General features: G+C 67.8%; 14 protein-coding genes and 1 tRNA gene. 7 read left to right on the top strand and 8 right to left on the bottom strand.

Annotation, left to right across the window (positions count from 1 at the left end; translation table 11 throughout):
- The first annotated feature begins 2 nt into the window (after nucleotides 1–2).
- Nucleotides 3–398 (top strand): DUF6491 family protein, encoded by a 396-nt coding sequence (locus tag J7495_RS11735; RefSeq protein WP_294056690.1) that lies wholly within the window; start codon nucleotides 3–5, stop codon nucleotides 396–398.
- A gap of 40 nt (nucleotides 399–438) precedes the next feature.
- On the opposite strand, the gene J7495_RS11730 is transcribed toward J7495_RS11735, so the two are convergent.
- The 3 genes from J7495_RS11730 to hslV form a co-directional block, all read right to left on the bottom strand.
- Entirely contained in the window at nucleotides 439–2,568 is a 2,130-nt protein-coding gene (locus J7495_RS11730; protein ID WP_294056689.1) for a S9 family peptidase, read from the bottom strand.
- A 129-nt stretch (nucleotides 2,569–2,697) separates the two neighbouring features.
- The gene (gene hslU / locus J7495_RS11725) at nucleotides 2,698–3,996 is read right to left on the bottom strand and encodes an ATP-dependent protease ATPase subunit HslU (protein ID WP_294056688.1); all 1,299 of its coding nucleotides are present in this window, start codon (nucleotides 3,994–3,996) and stop codon (nucleotides 2,698–2,700) included.
- Nucleotides 3,997–4,123: 127 nt separating this feature from the next.
- Nucleotides 4,124–4,684, bottom strand: coding sequence for an ATP-dependent protease subunit HslV (gene hslV / locus J7495_RS11720; protein ID WP_294056687.1), 561 nt, complete (start codon nucleotides 4,682–4,684; stop codon nucleotides 4,124–4,126).
- 95 nt (nucleotides 4,685–4,779) lie between these two features.
- Here hslV and J7495_RS11715 point away from each other — a divergent pair, with 95 nt between their 5' ends.
- Nucleotides 4,780–5,427 carry a Yip1 family protein gene (locus J7495_RS11715; protein ID WP_294056686.1) on the top strand — a complete coding sequence of 216 codons (648 nt, stop codon included), beginning with the start codon at nucleotides 4,780–4,782 and terminating at the stop codon, nucleotides 5,425–5,427.
- 62 nt (nucleotides 5,428–5,489) lie between these two features.
- Here the strand turns inward: J7495_RS11715 and J7495_RS11710 are convergent.
- Nucleotides 5,490–5,566 (bottom strand) — tRNA-Pro (locus J7495_RS11710).
- A 136-nt stretch (nucleotides 5,567–5,702) separates the two neighbouring features.
- Here J7495_RS11710 and yajC point away from each other — a divergent pair.
- The 4 genes from yajC to J7495_RS11690 are packed head-to-tail and all read left to right on the top strand — an operon-like array spanning nucleotide 5,703 to nucleotide 9,028.
- A complete protein-coding gene (gene yajC / locus J7495_RS11705) occupies nucleotides 5,703–6,089 on the top strand; it encodes a preprotein translocase subunit YajC (RefSeq protein ID WP_294056685.1) in 387 nt (128 codons plus the stop codon).
- Entirely contained in the window at nucleotides 6,089–7,675 is a 1,587-nt protein-coding gene (secD, locus tag J7495_RS11700) for a protein translocase subunit SecD (RefSeq protein ID WP_294056684.1), read from the top strand. The genes yajC and secD overlap by 1 nt, the downstream gene beginning before the upstream one ends.
- A gap of 14 nt (nucleotides 7,676–7,689) precedes the next feature.
- A complete protein-coding gene (secF, locus tag J7495_RS11695) occupies nucleotides 7,690–8,652 on the top strand; it encodes a protein translocase subunit SecF (protein WP_294056683.1) in 963 nt (320 codons plus the stop codon).
- A gap of 4 nt (nucleotides 8,653–8,656) precedes the next feature.
- Complete coding sequence (locus J7495_RS11690; protein WP_294056682.1) at nucleotides 8,657–9,028, top strand: Mth938-like domain-containing protein; 372 nt, start codon at nucleotides 8,657–8,659, stop codon at nucleotides 9,026–9,028.
- Here the strand turns inward: J7495_RS11690 and J7495_RS11685 are convergent.
- Genes J7495_RS11685 through J7495_RS11670 form a run of 4 tightly spaced genes read right to left on the bottom strand, consistent with a single transcriptional unit; the run spans nucleotide 9,013 to nucleotide 11,815 of the window.
- Nucleotides 9,013–9,663, bottom strand: coding sequence for a TMEM175 family protein (locus J7495_RS11685; RefSeq protein ID WP_294056681.1), 651 nt, complete (start codon nucleotides 9,661–9,663; stop codon nucleotides 9,013–9,015). The genes J7495_RS11690 and J7495_RS11685 overlap by 16 nt on opposite strands.
- A 50-nt stretch (nucleotides 9,664–9,713) precedes the next feature.
- Nucleotides 9,714–10,181 (bottom strand): hypothetical protein, encoded by a 468-nt coding sequence (locus tag J7495_RS11680; protein ID WP_294056680.1) that lies wholly within the window; start codon nucleotides 10,179–10,181, stop codon nucleotides 9,714–9,716.
- 54 nt (nucleotides 10,182–10,235) lie between these two features.
- Nucleotides 10,236–11,438: a glycosyltransferase gene (locus J7495_RS11675; protein ID WP_294056679.1), complete on the bottom strand. Its 1,203-nt coding sequence runs from the start codon at nucleotides 11,436–11,438 to the stop codon at nucleotides 10,236–10,238.
- A 47-nt stretch (nucleotides 11,439–11,485) separates the two neighbouring features.
- Nucleotides 11,486–11,815, bottom strand: a complete 330-nt coding sequence (locus J7495_RS11670; protein ID WP_294056678.1) for a glycine zipper 2TM domain-containing protein — start codon at nucleotides 11,813–11,815, stop codon at nucleotides 11,486–11,488.
- Between the two features lie 81 nt (nucleotides 11,816–11,896).
- Here J7495_RS11670 and J7495_RS11665 point away from each other — a divergent pair, with 81 nt between their 5' ends.
- Nucleotides 11,897–12,367 (top strand): cupin domain-containing protein, encoded by a 471-nt coding sequence (locus tag J7495_RS11665; protein WP_294056677.1) that lies wholly within the window; start codon nucleotides 11,897–11,899, stop codon nucleotides 12,365–12,367.
- Nucleotides 12,368–13,607 lie beyond the last annotated feature (1,240 nt).

The following is a 13,607-nucleotide window of genomic DNA, read 5'->3' as shown; positions in this document are numbered from 1 at the left end:
CCATGATGCGACTGATGGCCCTGCCGCTTGCGGCGCTGCTCGGATGCACTGCCAGCACGGCGATGCAGAGCGAACCCTCCAAGTCCGACCTGGCGCTCGCCAAGGCGCTCGAGGGGCGTACCGCCGGCAAGGCGGAGGAATGCATCTCGGCGAGCTTCACCTCGGGTCCCGAGATCATCGACAGCAAGACGGTCCTCTACAGCGAAGTCGGCCGCACCGTGTGGCGCAACGACATCATCGGCGACTGTCCCTCGCTGAAGCCCAGCGAGACGATCGCGATCGAGATCCACGGCGGGCAGATCTGCCACAACGACCGCTTCCGGGTGATCCCGTTCGGCGGCGGGATTCCCTCGGCGCCGTGCCGGCTGGGCAAGTTCACGCCGTATCGCAAGGGATGACGTGCCTCCCCTCCCTTTTTGGGAAGGGGAGACGGTCCGGTCATTCGGGCACCTTGAGCTGGGTGAGCACGAAGGCGAGCCACTCGGCGTTCATCCGGTAACGCTCGAAGCGGCCCGACTTGCCGCCGTGCCCGGCCTGCATGTTGACGCGGAAGACCAGCGGCTCGCCGCCGGTCTTCTTCGCGCGCAGGCGGGCGACCCACTTCGTCGGCTCGTAATATTGCACCTGGCTGTCCCATAGCCCCGTCGAGACGTAGAGCGCCGGATATTCCTGGGCGGCTACGTTGTCGTAGGGCGAATAGCTCAGCATATAGTCGTAATATTGCTTCTCGGCAGGGTTGCCCCATTCGTCATATTCGTTGGTGGTGAGCGGGATCGACGCGTCGAGCATCGTCGTCACCACGTCGACGAAGGGGACCTGCGCGACGATCGCGCCATAGTCCTTCGGCGCCATATTGGCGACGGCGCCCATCAGCAGCCCGCCTGCGCTGCCGCCCAGCGCGGCGACTCGCCCCGGCGCGGCATAACCCTGGGCGACGAGATAGCGCGTCACGTCGATGAAGTCGGTGAAGCTGTTCTTCTTGCGGAGAAGATGCCCGTCGTCATACCAGCCGCGGCCCATCTCCTGCCCGCCGCGAATGTGCGCGATCGCCACCACCATGCCGCGATCGAGCATGCTCGGGTTGATCACCGAGAAGTCCGGGTCGGTCGAGGCGCCGTAGCTGCCATAGGCCTCCTGGAAGAGCGCGGCGGTGCCGTCCTTCCTGAAGCCCTTGGCATAGACGAGGCTCACCGGGATCCTCGTCCCGTCGCGCGCCGGCGCCCAGACGCGCTCGGTGACGTATTTGGCCGGGTCGTAGCCCGGGACCGGCTGGACCTTGAGCACGCGGCGCTCGCCGGTCAGCGCGTTGACTTCATAGGTGGTGGTCGGCGTGACCAGCGAGTCATAGGTGTAGCGCACCCAGGGCGTCTTGATCTCGGGATTGATGCCGAGCCCCATCGAATAGGCCGGCTCGTCGGCGTCGACGAAGCTCGACTTGCCGCCGTCGGTGAGGATGCGCAGCCGCTTGTTGCCGCCCGAGCGCTCCTCGATCGCGAGGAAGCCCTCGAAGGACTGGAAATTCTCGATGAAGACGGTGTCGCTGGCCGGCACCAGATCCTTCCACGCCGCGCGGCCCTTGGCGGCATCGGCGTCGGCGACCTGCATCAGCTTGTAGTTCTTGGCGTTCCAGTCGGTGCGGACGATCCAGCGGCCGCCGATGTGATCGGCCGAATAGCGGAAATCGCGCTCGCGCGGGGCGACGATCGTGAAGGCGCCGGGCTTCGCCGCCGAGGTGCAGCGCTGCTCGTTGCTGACGGTCGCTTCCTCGCCGATGCAGATGAACTTGTCGTCGCTGGTGCGGCCGATGCCGATGTAGAAGCTCTCGTCCTTCTCCTCGAAGACGATGGTGTCGGCGCTCGCGGGGGTGCCGAGGACGTGGCGCTTGATCCGCTTGCTGAGCAGCGTCACCGGATCCTTGTCGACGTAGTAGACCGACCTTCCGTCGTCGGCCCAGACGGGGGCCCCCTGCATGTTCTCGACCGTGTCGGGGAGCAACTTGCCGGTGGCGAGGTCCTTGAAGCGCAGCACATATTGGCGGCGGCCGACGGTATCCTCGGCCCAGGCGAGCAGCGCGTTGTCCTGGCTGACCGCCCAGCCGCCGATCTGGAAGAAGCCATGGCCCTTCGCCATCGCGGGCCCGTCGAGGATCACTTGCTCGGTAGTGCCCGCGGCGAGCGAGGTCTTGCGGGCGAAGACGGCATAGTCGGCGCCCGCGTCGAAGCGGCTGTAGTAATAATAGCCGTGCTTTCGGAAGGGGACGCTGCTGTCGTCCTGCTTGATGTGGCCGACGATCTCGCCGTACAGTTTCTCCTGCAGCGGCTTGGTGGGCGCCATCACCGCATCGGCATAGCCGTTCTCGGCGGCGAGATAGGCGAGCATCTCGGGGTTCTTCCGCGTATCGTCGCGGAGCCAGTAATATTCGTCGTTGCGCGCGGCGCCGAAGGGCGCCTTGACCTCGTGCGGCTTCTGCGCGGCGACGGGCGGGGTGGGGCTCGCGGGGGTCTCGCCCTGCGCGAAGGCGGGCGTGGCGCAGGCGGACAGCAGGAGTGCGAAGGCGAGCTTGTGCATGTGGCTGGATTCCCCCGGGGATCGAGTCGATCCCCGGAGGCTATCAGGCGGGTCGGGGGATGGGGAGGGGGTACCGTTTCCCGGCCAGGCTGAAGAGGGCGGGGTCGGGAAAGGAGGGGGCTGCCCGGCCTATAGCACGTAGCGGCTGAGGTCCGTATTCCGCGCCACGCTCGCGAGCTGGCTGTCGACATAGGCCGCGTCGATCATCAGCGTCGAGCCCGAACGATCCTCGGCGTCGAAGCTGACTTCCTCGAGCAGCTTCTCCATCACCGTCTGCAGCCGGCGCGCGCCGATGTTCTCGATCTCGGCATTCACTTCGGCGGCGATCTTCGCCACTGCGCGGATGCCGTCGTCGGTGAACTCGATCGACACGCCCTCGGTGCCGAGCAGCGCGGCATATTGCTGCACCAGGCTCGCCTTGGTGTCCGAGAGGATCGCGACGAAATCCTCCTCGGTGAGCGCCTTCAGTTCCACCCGGATCGGCAGGCGGCCCTGGAGCTCGGGGAGCAGGTCCGAGGGCTTGGCGACATGGAAGGCGCCGCTCGCGATGAAGAGGATGTGATCGGTCTTCATCGGGCCGTACTTGGTGGCGACGGTGGTGCCCTCGATCAGCGGCAGCAGGTCGCGCTGGACGCCCTCGCGGCTCACCGAGCCGCCGCGGACGTCCGACACCGCGATCTTGTCGATCTCGTCGAGGAAGACGATGCCGTTGGCTTCCGCATCGGCCAGCGCCTGGCGGCTGACCTCGTCCTGGTCGAGGCGCTTGTCGGCCTCTTCCTCGACCAGCTTGTCCCATGCCGAGCGCACGCTCAGCTTGCGGCGCTTGAGCGGCGCGCCGCCGAACGCCTTGCCCATCATCTCGCCGAGGTTGATCATGCCGACCTGGCCGCCGCCGGGCATCTCGAAGGGCATCTGCGGCGCCTGCTCGAGCTCGATCTCGATCTCGGCATCATCGAGGCTGCCCTCGGCGAAGCGCTGCTTGAAGGCTTCGCGGGTCGCGGTCGAACTGTCCTTGCCGGTGAGCGCGTCGAGCAGGCGCTGCATCGCGGCCTCCTCGGCCTTGTCCTTGACTGCCGAGCGGCGGCGCTCCTTCTCGAGCCGGATCGCTTCCTCGACGAGGTCGCGGGCGATCTGCTCGACGTCGCGGCCGACATAGCCGACCTCGGTGAATTTGGTCGCTTCCACCTTCACGAAGGGGGCGTCGGCGAGCTTGGCGAGGCGGCGGCTGATCTCGGTCTTGCCGCAGCCGGTGGGCCCGATCATCAGGATGTTCTTGGGCGTCACTTCGTCGCGCAGGTCGGCCGAGAGCCGCTGGCGGCGCCAGCGGTTGCGCAGCGCGACCGCGACGGCCTTCTTGGCGTCCTTCTGCCCGATGATGTGCGCATCGAGCGCCGCGACGATGGTCTTGGGGGTGAGGTTGTCGTTCATTTCTTTCTCTCAAGCCCCTCCCCTTCAGGGGAGGGGTTGGGGGTGGGGCGGTCGATCTGGGCGTTGGGCTCGGTGAGACTCACAGGCCCCACCCCAACCCCTCCCCTGAAGGGGAGGGGCTTCAGGTTCAGCTCGCACTGTCGAGCATCTCCACGGTCAGCCGGTCGTTGGTGTAGACGCAGAGTTCGCCGGCGATTCCCATCGCCTTGCGCGCGATCGTCTCGGCATCCGACTCATAGTCGACCAGCGCGCGTGCCGCGGCGAGGGCGAAGTTGCCGCCCGAGCCGATCGCGGCGACACCGCCTTCGGGCTCGAGCACGTCGCCGTTGCCGGTGACGACCAAAGTCACGTCCTTGTCCGCGACGATCAGCATCGCCTCGAGGTTGCGGAGGTATTTGTCGGTCCGCCAGTCCTTGGCGAGCTCCACGGCGGCGCGCATCAGCTGGCCGCTGTGGCGCTCGAGCTTCGACTCGAGCCGCTCGAACAAGGTGAAGGCATCGGCGGTGGCGCCGGCGAAGCCCGCGATCACCTTGCCGTCTCCCAGCGGACGCACCTTGCGCGCATTGGGTTTCATCACCGTCTGGCCGGCGGTCACCTGCCCATCGCCGGCGATGACCACCTTGCCGCTCTTCCTAACCGACAGAATCGTAGTACCATGCCATGCCGGCATCTTTTCATTCCCGCTCATGCGGCGGGATATGGGGTGGGGGTGGCCGCGCTGCAATCGCTTCGCTTCTCCCCCTGGCCCCGGGCGTAACGCCGGTGAGAAACTGGGAGGACCCTATGGCTAGCGAACCCCCCGTCGCAGCTGCGAACGGGATGATCGGCCGAATCATCGCGATCCTGACGAAACCGAAGCACGAATTCGAAGCGATCGCCGCCGAGCCGATGACGGTGCAGGGCATGCTGATCGGCTGGGCCGCGCCGCTCGCGGCGATCGGGCCGATCGCGAACATGCTGCGCCAGCTCGTGTTCGGCTACAGCAACCTCGGCATCCGCGTCGAGATTCCGATGAGCTCGATCCTGCCCTTCGCCGTCGCCAGCGCGGCGATCGGCTGGGTGATGGGGCTGGTGATGGTCGTGGCGCTCGCGCTGGTGATCAGCGAACTCGCGCCCAATTTCGGCGGGCAGAAGGACATGACCGCGGCGACCAAGCTCGCGGTGTTCAGCTTCATCCCGGCGTGGCTGACGGGGATCTTCGGGCTGGTGCCGGGGCTGGGCGTGCTCGGCGTGCTCGGGCTCTACAGCTTCTACCTTCTCTATGTCGGGCTGCCGATCCTGATGCGTGCGCCGCAGGACAAGGCGATCGCCTATGTGGTCGTCGCCGTGCTCTGCGCGGTGGTGCTGACCGTGGTGGCGAGCTGGTTCGTCAACGCGACGAGCGCGATCTTCGAGCCCCAGGTGGTGCCGGGGATGCGCGTGCGGTTCTGAAGCGGTAAGGCGGCGCGGCGGGCCCGGCCCGCCGCCGTCCGTCGCTGGGGAGACGACGGAAATGGTCGGGGTGACAGGATTCGAACCTGCGACCCCCACACCCCCAGTGTGATGCGCTACCAGGCTGCGCTACACCCCGACCGAGGGGTGGCCCTCTAGGCCGGTCGGGGGCCGGATGCAAGCCACTTGCGGCACGGCTTTCCGCACCCGATGTATCGGGCGGCAGCAAGGGGCGGGAGTTGCACGCGGGCAAAGCGCGTGTTAGCGCGCGCCGCTTGAAGCTGGCGGGCCCGAACCCGCCGCACCTCCAGGTTTCCAGGGAACCCATGCTCGTCACCCCAGCCTATGCCCAGACCGCAGGCGCCGCCGCGGATCCCACCGGGGGCATCCTCGGCCTCGCGCCGCTGATCCTGATCTTCGTGGCCTTCTATTTCCTGATGATCCGTCCGCAGCAGAAGCGGATGAAGACGCTCCAGGACGCCGTCGCCGCGGTCAAGAAGGGCGATTCGGTGGTGACCGCCGGCGGCATCGTCGGCAAGGTCGTGAAGGTCGACGAGAAATACGTCGAACTCGAGATCGCGCAGGGCGTGAAGGTCCGCGCCGTAAAGAGCACGCTCGCCGAAGTCATGGCTTCGGGCGGCGCCAAGCCTGCGAACGACTGATGCTGGACTTCCCGCGCTGGAAGGTGGCGTCGATCAGCCTCGGGCTGCTGCTGCTGATCCTGTGCTCGATCCCGAGCTTCGTCCCGCGCGAGGCGCGTGCCGGCTGGCCGAGTTGGACGCCGAGCATCAACCTGGGTCTCGACCTCGCCGGCGGCAGCTATCTGCTGTTCGAGGGCGACCTGTCGGGCGTGGCCAAGGCGCGCGTCGACACGATGAAGCAGCAGGTCCGCGCCGCGCTGAACCGCGATCCGAAGATCCGGATCAGCGACATCTCGACGCAGGACGGCAAGGTCAGCTTCCTGGTGAGCGACGCCAGCAAGGTCGATGAAGTGCGCGAGCGGCTGCTCCCGCTGATCAACGACCAGACCGGCACTAACCAGCGCGACTGGGACATCCAGGTGGTCGACGGCAGCCGCTTCGTGCTGACTCCGACGCAGGACGGGCTCGAGCGGCTGGTCAAGCGCTCGATGGACGACGCGCGCGAGATCGTCGAGACGCGCATCAACGGGCTCGGCACGCTGGAGCCGACCGTGGTGCGCGAAGGCGCGAACCGCATCGTCGTGCAGGTGCCGGGGCTCAAGGACCCGACCGCGCTCAAGGCGCTGATCGGCAAGACCGCCAAGCTCGAGTTCAAGCTGGTCAACACCCAGGCGACCGCCGCGGACGTCGAGAAGGGCATCGCGCCCGAGGACAGCGAGATCCTGCCGATGGCGGACGGCAACGGCAAGGTCGTCGTCTTCCAGAACGCGATGATCACCGGCGACATGCTCACCGCCGCGTCGCAGTCGTTCAACCAGCAGACGGGGGCACCGGAAGTTGTGCTGGACCTGAACGCCGTGGGCACCAAGCGCTTCGCCGACATCACCACGCAGAACGTCAACAAGCCCTTCGCGATCATCGTCGACAACAAGGTGATCTCGGCGCCGAACATCAACGAGCCGATCCTAGGCGGACGCGCTTCGATCAGCGGCGGCTTCACGGTGGACAGCGCCAACGAGCTGGCGATCGCGCTCCGCTCGGGCAAGCTGCCGATCGCGCTCAAGGTGGTGCAGGAATCGACGGTGAGCCCCGAGCTCGGCAAGGATTCGATCGAGGCGGGCATCAAGGCCTCGATCATCGCGACGGTCGCGGTGATCGCCTTCATGATCCTCACCTATGGCCGCTTCGGCATCTATGCGACCTTCGCGGTGGTGATCAACGTGCTGGTGATCCTGGCGGTGATGGGCTTCCTCCACGCCACGCTGACGCTGCCCGGCATCGCCGGCTTCGTGCTGACGATCGGAACCGCGGTGGACGCCAACGTGCTGATCAACGAGCGCATCCGCGAGGAGCGACGGCGCGGGCGCAGCGTTCTCCAGGCGATCGAGCTGGGCTATAAGGAAGCCAGCCGCACGATCTTCGAGGCCAATGTGACGCATGCCATCGCTGGCGTGATCATGATGATCCTGGGCTCGGGCCCGGTGCGCGGCTTCGCGGTGGTGCTGCTGATCGGCATCGCGACCTCGGTCTTCACTGCCGTGGTGTTCACGCGCATGCTCGTCTCGATCTGGGTGCGGCGCAACCGCCCCACCGAGATCCACATCTGAATCGGACGCGAACCATGCGGTTGCTCAAGATCATTCCGGACAACACCAACATCGGGTTCGTCCGGATTCGCCATATCGCCTTCGCGATCACCGCGGCGCTGACCCTCGGCGCGATCGCGCTGGTCGGGCTGCATGGCCTGAACCTCGGCGTCGACTTCGTCGGCGGCGTCTCGATCGAGGAGAAGTTCGAGAGTCCGCCGGCGCTCGACAAGGTGCGTTCGACGGTGAGCCACCTGGGCTATGGCGAGCCCGCGCTCCAGCAGCTGGGCGGCGCCAACACGGTGACGATCCGCCTGCCGGTGCCCGCGAGCAGCGATGCGGATGCGACCAACAAGATGGTCGAGGCCGTGAAGGCGACGCTCGCGGCGAAGTTCCCGGGTGCCACCTTCTCCAACTACACCACCGTCTCGGGCAAGGTCTCGGGCGAGCTGGTGCAGAACGGTGCGCTGGCGGTGCTGCTCGCGATCGTCGGCATCGCGATCTTCTCCTGGCTGCGCTACGAATGGCAGTTCGGCGTCTCGACCGCGGTGGCGATCCTGCACGACGTGCTGATGACGCTCGGCTTCTTCGCGCTCACGCAATTGGTGTTCGACCTGAACATCGTTGCGGCGGTGCTGACGATCATCGGCTATTCGATCAACGACAAGATGGTGATCGACGACCGCATCCGCGAGAACATGCGCAAATACCGCAAGATGGGGATGAGCGAGCTGATCGATCTTTCGGTCAACGAGACGCTGCCGCGTACCGTGATGACCTCGCTGACGATCATGCTTGCGCTTGCCTCGCTGCTGATCTTCGGCGGCGAAGTGCTGCGCGGCTTCACCGCAGCGATGATGCTGGGCATCGTGGTGGGTACCTATTCGTCGATCTACGTCTCCTCCTCGCTGCTGATCACGCTGGGGCTGAAGCCCGGCTTCCGTCCCGAAAAGGAAGACAAGTCGATCGCGTCCGGCGCCGAGCGCGTCGGGCCCTGACTCCATGAAGATCGAGCGCCGGCGCGCCGAGGGGCCCGTGATCACGGGTTTCTCCGGCGGCGGCTTCCGCGTCGACGAACTGATGTTCGCGGCGGTGCTGATCAGTCCCGAGCGCGTCGAGGGCTGGAGCCCACCGCCCGTGAGCGCACTGGACGAGGGCGATGTTGCGGCGCTGCTCTCGCTTGAGCCGGCACCCGAATTCCTGCTGCTCGGCACGGGGCCCACGCTGGTGCGGCCGTCGCCCGCGTTCGTCGCGGCGTTGAACGCAAAGGGCATCGGCGTCGAGGCGATGGACAGCCGCGCAGCGGCGCGCGCCTGGGGCGTGCTGCGCGCCGAGGGGCGCTGGATCGCGGGCGCCTTCTACCCGCTCGGCTGAGCCCTGGGGTCCGGAAGCGCGCCGAGCAGCCGGCGCCAGAGCGGGATCGACAGCAGCATGATCTGGCCGAGCCAGGGATAGAAATAGCTGACCGCCAGCGCGGTCGCCGCACCGAGGGCCACCGAGAGGCCGCGATGGCGGATCATCCGCCGCAGCGCCGGCGCGATCCGGGCCGAGGCGACTGGCGGCGAGGTCACGATGCGCTGGAGCCGCATGTTGAGCAGCGCGATCACCAGCAGCCAGCCGCAATAGAGCATGATCGGCACGCGCTGCGCCCAGTGTTCCGAGGACAATGCGGTGAAGAAGGGCATCGCGGCGATCGCGCAGAGCAGCATCAGATTGGGCATGAACAGCTTCGGGCTCCAGTGCCGCGCGCAATCGAAGGCGCGATGATGGCCCATCCAGAAGGCGCCGATCACGAAGAAGGAGACGAGGAAGCCGACGAAGTTCGGGACCATCCGCGCAAGCGCGCGCAGATAGTCGGCATCGCTTGCGGGCTGGTGGACTTCGGGGAAGCGCAGCTCGATGACGAGCAGGGTGATCGCGATCGCGAACACGGCGTCGGAGAAGAAGATCAGCCGCTCAAGCGCATGGCCCGGGCCATGCGGTTCGGATTCGTGATGCGCGTCGGTCATGCTGCCCCCTGCGCCGCGGACGAACGCGGCGCGGGGAGCTTAGCAGGCGATCAGGCAGCCGTCTTGGGAGCGCGGCGGCGCGGGGTCTTGGGCGCGGCAGCCGGCTTGGCGGCAGCGGGCTTCTTCGCCGGTGCCTTGGCCGGGGCCTTCTTGGCGGCGGCGGGCTTGGCCGCGGCCGGCTTCCTGGCGGGCGCCTTGGGCTTGGTGGCGGGCTTGGCTTCGGTACTCACTGCCTTGCGCGCCGCGGTGACGGCCTTGGCCGCGACCGCGGTGGCGATCTCGGTGCTCGCCTCGAGCACGGCGTCCTTGGGCTCGGCGGCCTTGCCCTTGGCCCTGGGTGCGGGCTTCTCGCCCGAATCGTCGCGCAGCTTGGCGGCGAGCGCGACCAGGCCGGCAGCGAGGAGATCGGCGACGACGGGGTTCTGGGCAAGCTTCACCAACCCCTCGCGCACCGACTTGGGGATCTTCACGCCAGCCAGGCGCTTGGGGAGATGCTGCTCGCTGTCCTTCTTCGCCATCGGGGCCGCCATCCTTCCTCGCGTTGATGTCACAAAAGTGTAATAATCCTTCTTTTACGCGAATTTATGCAGATTTGCCATCCCTGCCGATGCGTCGATGGCCGACCGATAGTGCGACACCAGCGCCGCGGCATTGGCTTCCCAGCCGAAGCCATCCACCGTGGCGCGGACCGCGGCGCGATCCGGCGGGGCCGCGAGCAGCGCGGTGATCGCGCGGGTGAAGGCTTCGGGGGTGCGTGCGGCGATCGTTCCGGCCTGCGGCTTCCCCTCGAGCAGCTGGCGCGCGCCCCCGACATCGGGGATCACGATCGGCGTGCCGCTGGCGAGCGCCTCGACCCAGGCATTGGCCATCCCTTCGCGTTCCGAGGCGAGCGCCATCACGTCGGCCAGCGCGGCGACCATGGCGACTTCCTCGGCCGAGACGGGGCCCCACAGCTTGATCCGGTCGGCGACGCCGAGGCTCGCGATCAGCACGCCCAGCGCCGCGCGCTCGGGCCCGTCGCCGAGGATCCAGAGCTTGACGCCGGGCAGTGCCGCCACCGCGCGGATGACGATCTCATGCCCCTTGAGCGGGATCAGCGCGCCGATCGACGCGACGAGCTGGCCGCTGTGGCTGTACTCGCGAAGCGCCGAGAAGCGGATGCGCGGGTTGAAGCGATCGAGGTCGATGCCTGTCATGATCGAATCGATGCGGTCGCGCGGCATGCCGAGCGCGGCCATATCGTCGCGCAGCGCATCGCTGACCGCGACGAGGCGCGCGGCGGACTGGCCGGCGGCGACGATCTGCGGGCGGACCGCGGCCTGGGCGGTCCAATAATGGATGTCCGATCCGCGCGCGGTGATCGAGACCGGCACGCCCAGGCGCCGGCCGAGCTCGGCGGCTGCAGGGCCGTCGGGGAAGAAGAATTCCGCGGCGAGCAGGTCGAAGGGGAAGTCGTCGCGGATGCGGCAGAGCAGCGGCTCGAGCGCGCGGACGAGCATGGCGGCGTGGTGGCGGCCTCCGGAACCGGGGATGTTGAGAAAGGCCGGGCGGTAGACCTCCAGGCCTTTCCAGCTCTCGCGCTCGGGGAGGTCCACGAGCGGGCGGTAGCGCGAATGGCGAGAGAGCGGCCAAGGCGGCAGACCGCGCGGGGCGACCACGCGCAGCTCGACGTCGTCGCGCTTCGCCAGCGCGAGCGCCTGCCGTTCGACGAAGATGCCGAAGTTCGGCATCGTCGCGGCCGGGAACAGCGTCGACAGGGTCAGCACGCGCAGCATGGGCGCAGCCTATAGACTGCGCCCGGTTAATGCGGTGCTAGCCAGCCTCAGCGGCAGCGGCGGCTGCTGTTGCTGCGCTGGATCTCGCGGCCCGCAAGGCCGCCGGCGACCGCGCCGAGGATCGTGCCGGTGCCGCGCTCGCCATGCGTGTCGATCGAGCGGCCGAGCAGTGCGCCGGCCGCCGCGCCGACCACGAGTCCGGTGGTGCCGTTCGACTTGCGGCAATAGAGCCGGCCGTCGCGGCCGCGCCATTCCTTGTAGCGATAGCTCTTGCCATGGTGGTGGCGCGACTGGGCCTGGGCCTGGTCGGTCGGCAGCGCCATGGTGACGGGAACCGCCATCGCCGCAGCGCCCAGCGCGAGCATCAGGGTACGCATTGTCCTTACTCCTTCGGATGGCCACTTTCGCGGCAAGATCAGGGAGGGCAACGTTGGCCGCGCGGCGGAGGTTGCATGAACATGAAACAACGATGGCAAGCGTGGCAGAAAGGACACGGCGTGGCGGAAGCGAAGAAGATCATCGCGGCGCTGGGGCTGGCGCCGCATCCCGAGGGAGGCTGGTATCGCGAGACCTGGCGCGCCGGTGCGGCACCCGGCGAGCGGTCGGCGGGCACTGCGATCCATTTCCTGCTCGAACAGGGTCAGCGCTCGCACTGGCACCGGGTGGACGCCGAGGAGATCTGGCTGTGGCACGCGGGGAGCCCGGTGACCCTGTCGATCGCCGACACCGAAGTGTCACAGCCCGGTGCCATGGCGCTGGGCGCCGATGTGCTCGCCGGCGAAGCGCCGCAGCTCCGCGTGCCCGCAGGCGCCTGGCAGGCGGCCGAGGCGCGCGCCGGCTGGGCGCTGGTGAGCTGCATCGTCGTGCCCGGATTCGACTTCGCCGGGTTCGAGCTCGCCGCGCCGGACTGGTCTCCCGGCGCGGCCTGAGGTTGGCGATTATCCCCGTTATCCACAATATCAACAGGGTCGAGGCGCCATTTTGCCGCTTCCCCGAACCCGGATTCGATGACAGTCTCACAACTGTAAGAAGGCGGTGAGGCCGAGGGAAACCGGAGCGAAACCAAGGGCTTACGAGCCAATTCAGCGTGTAGCCACCCCGGTGGCGAAGCGGCTGGAGCGGTAGGATACCCCGGCGCGAGCCGGGACGCCGGATTCGGTGCGCAAGCATCGAGCGAGGTGCGGACCGAGGAACTCGAGAGGGGACCGACGTCCGGCCGAAAGCGCCTCGCAAGGGGCGGTGGAGGCTCCCGAGCAGAAGGTCCTCGCAAGAGGGCTGGAAGCAGGCCGATGGTCCCCGACAGGGGTCTGGATGCTGGCGGATGCCCCCGCAAGGGGGCGGATGCGAGCGGAAGGGTCTTCGAGGGGGCCCGAAGCGGACGGACGGTCTCCGCAAGGAGGCCCGACGCGAGCCAAAGGTTCCCGCAAGGGAGCCCGACGCTGGAGGCAGGAAAGCGGAGCGCAAGCCGAGCTTGAACGCCGGAACGCATCGGATCAGGTGTCCGCAACCCGTCGCGAAGGCTGCTCTCGGGCAGCCGGAGAGGCAGGCCGCCGAGGCCGGCGACCGAAGCTCCCCCCGGGAGCGGAAAACGGCCGGCCCCGGTGACCAAACGCCAGGTCCGCTCGCCCTTGCCGGCGCGGATCGAGCGAGCCGCCGAAACCAGGCCAGGCTGCCCGTCCGGGCGAATGGCCGTAGTCCGGCGACACGGGGGCTGGCAGCGATGCCGGCCCCCTTTTGCTGCATTTGCGGCGTTGCCGCGTCCGCTGGCGCCGGGTTCCGGTGTTGTCGCCGGCGTGCGGTGTGTGGTTGCGTGCCTTTCCCGGAGGGTCTTTCGGGCAAATTCCAGATCGGGTCTTCGAGCTGCGGCGCGCCCTTGCGGGCGCTGCGCCGCCGCGGTGCCCCTCCTCGTCCGCCGACCGGACGCCGCCGGCGTTTTTCCCATCCGCCGCGGCGGCCCGGGCCGTGCGGGACGGGGAGGGGTGCCGATGGGTGGCTTTTTTCTTCTAGCCCTCTCCCGCAAAAGTGGGAGAGGGCTAAGAGCCCGATTGGAAATGCGCGGAAGAGCGCATTTCGAGACGGCACCAGCCCGCTCCCCCACCCGGCCTCCCATAGAATACTGCCGGTGGGAGGCCGGGTGGGGGAGCGGGCTGGTGCCGCAATGCGCTGAAT

It is taken from the genome of Sphingomonas sp. (genome assembly GCF_017745215.1).
In the GTDB taxonomy this organism is placed as follows: domain Bacteria; phylum Pseudomonadota; class Alphaproteobacteria; order Sphingomonadales; family Sphingomonadaceae; genus Sphingomonas.
The sequence above is the reverse complement of the archived record's forward strand: the minus strand, read 5'-3'. Positions and strand labels throughout refer to the sequence as shown.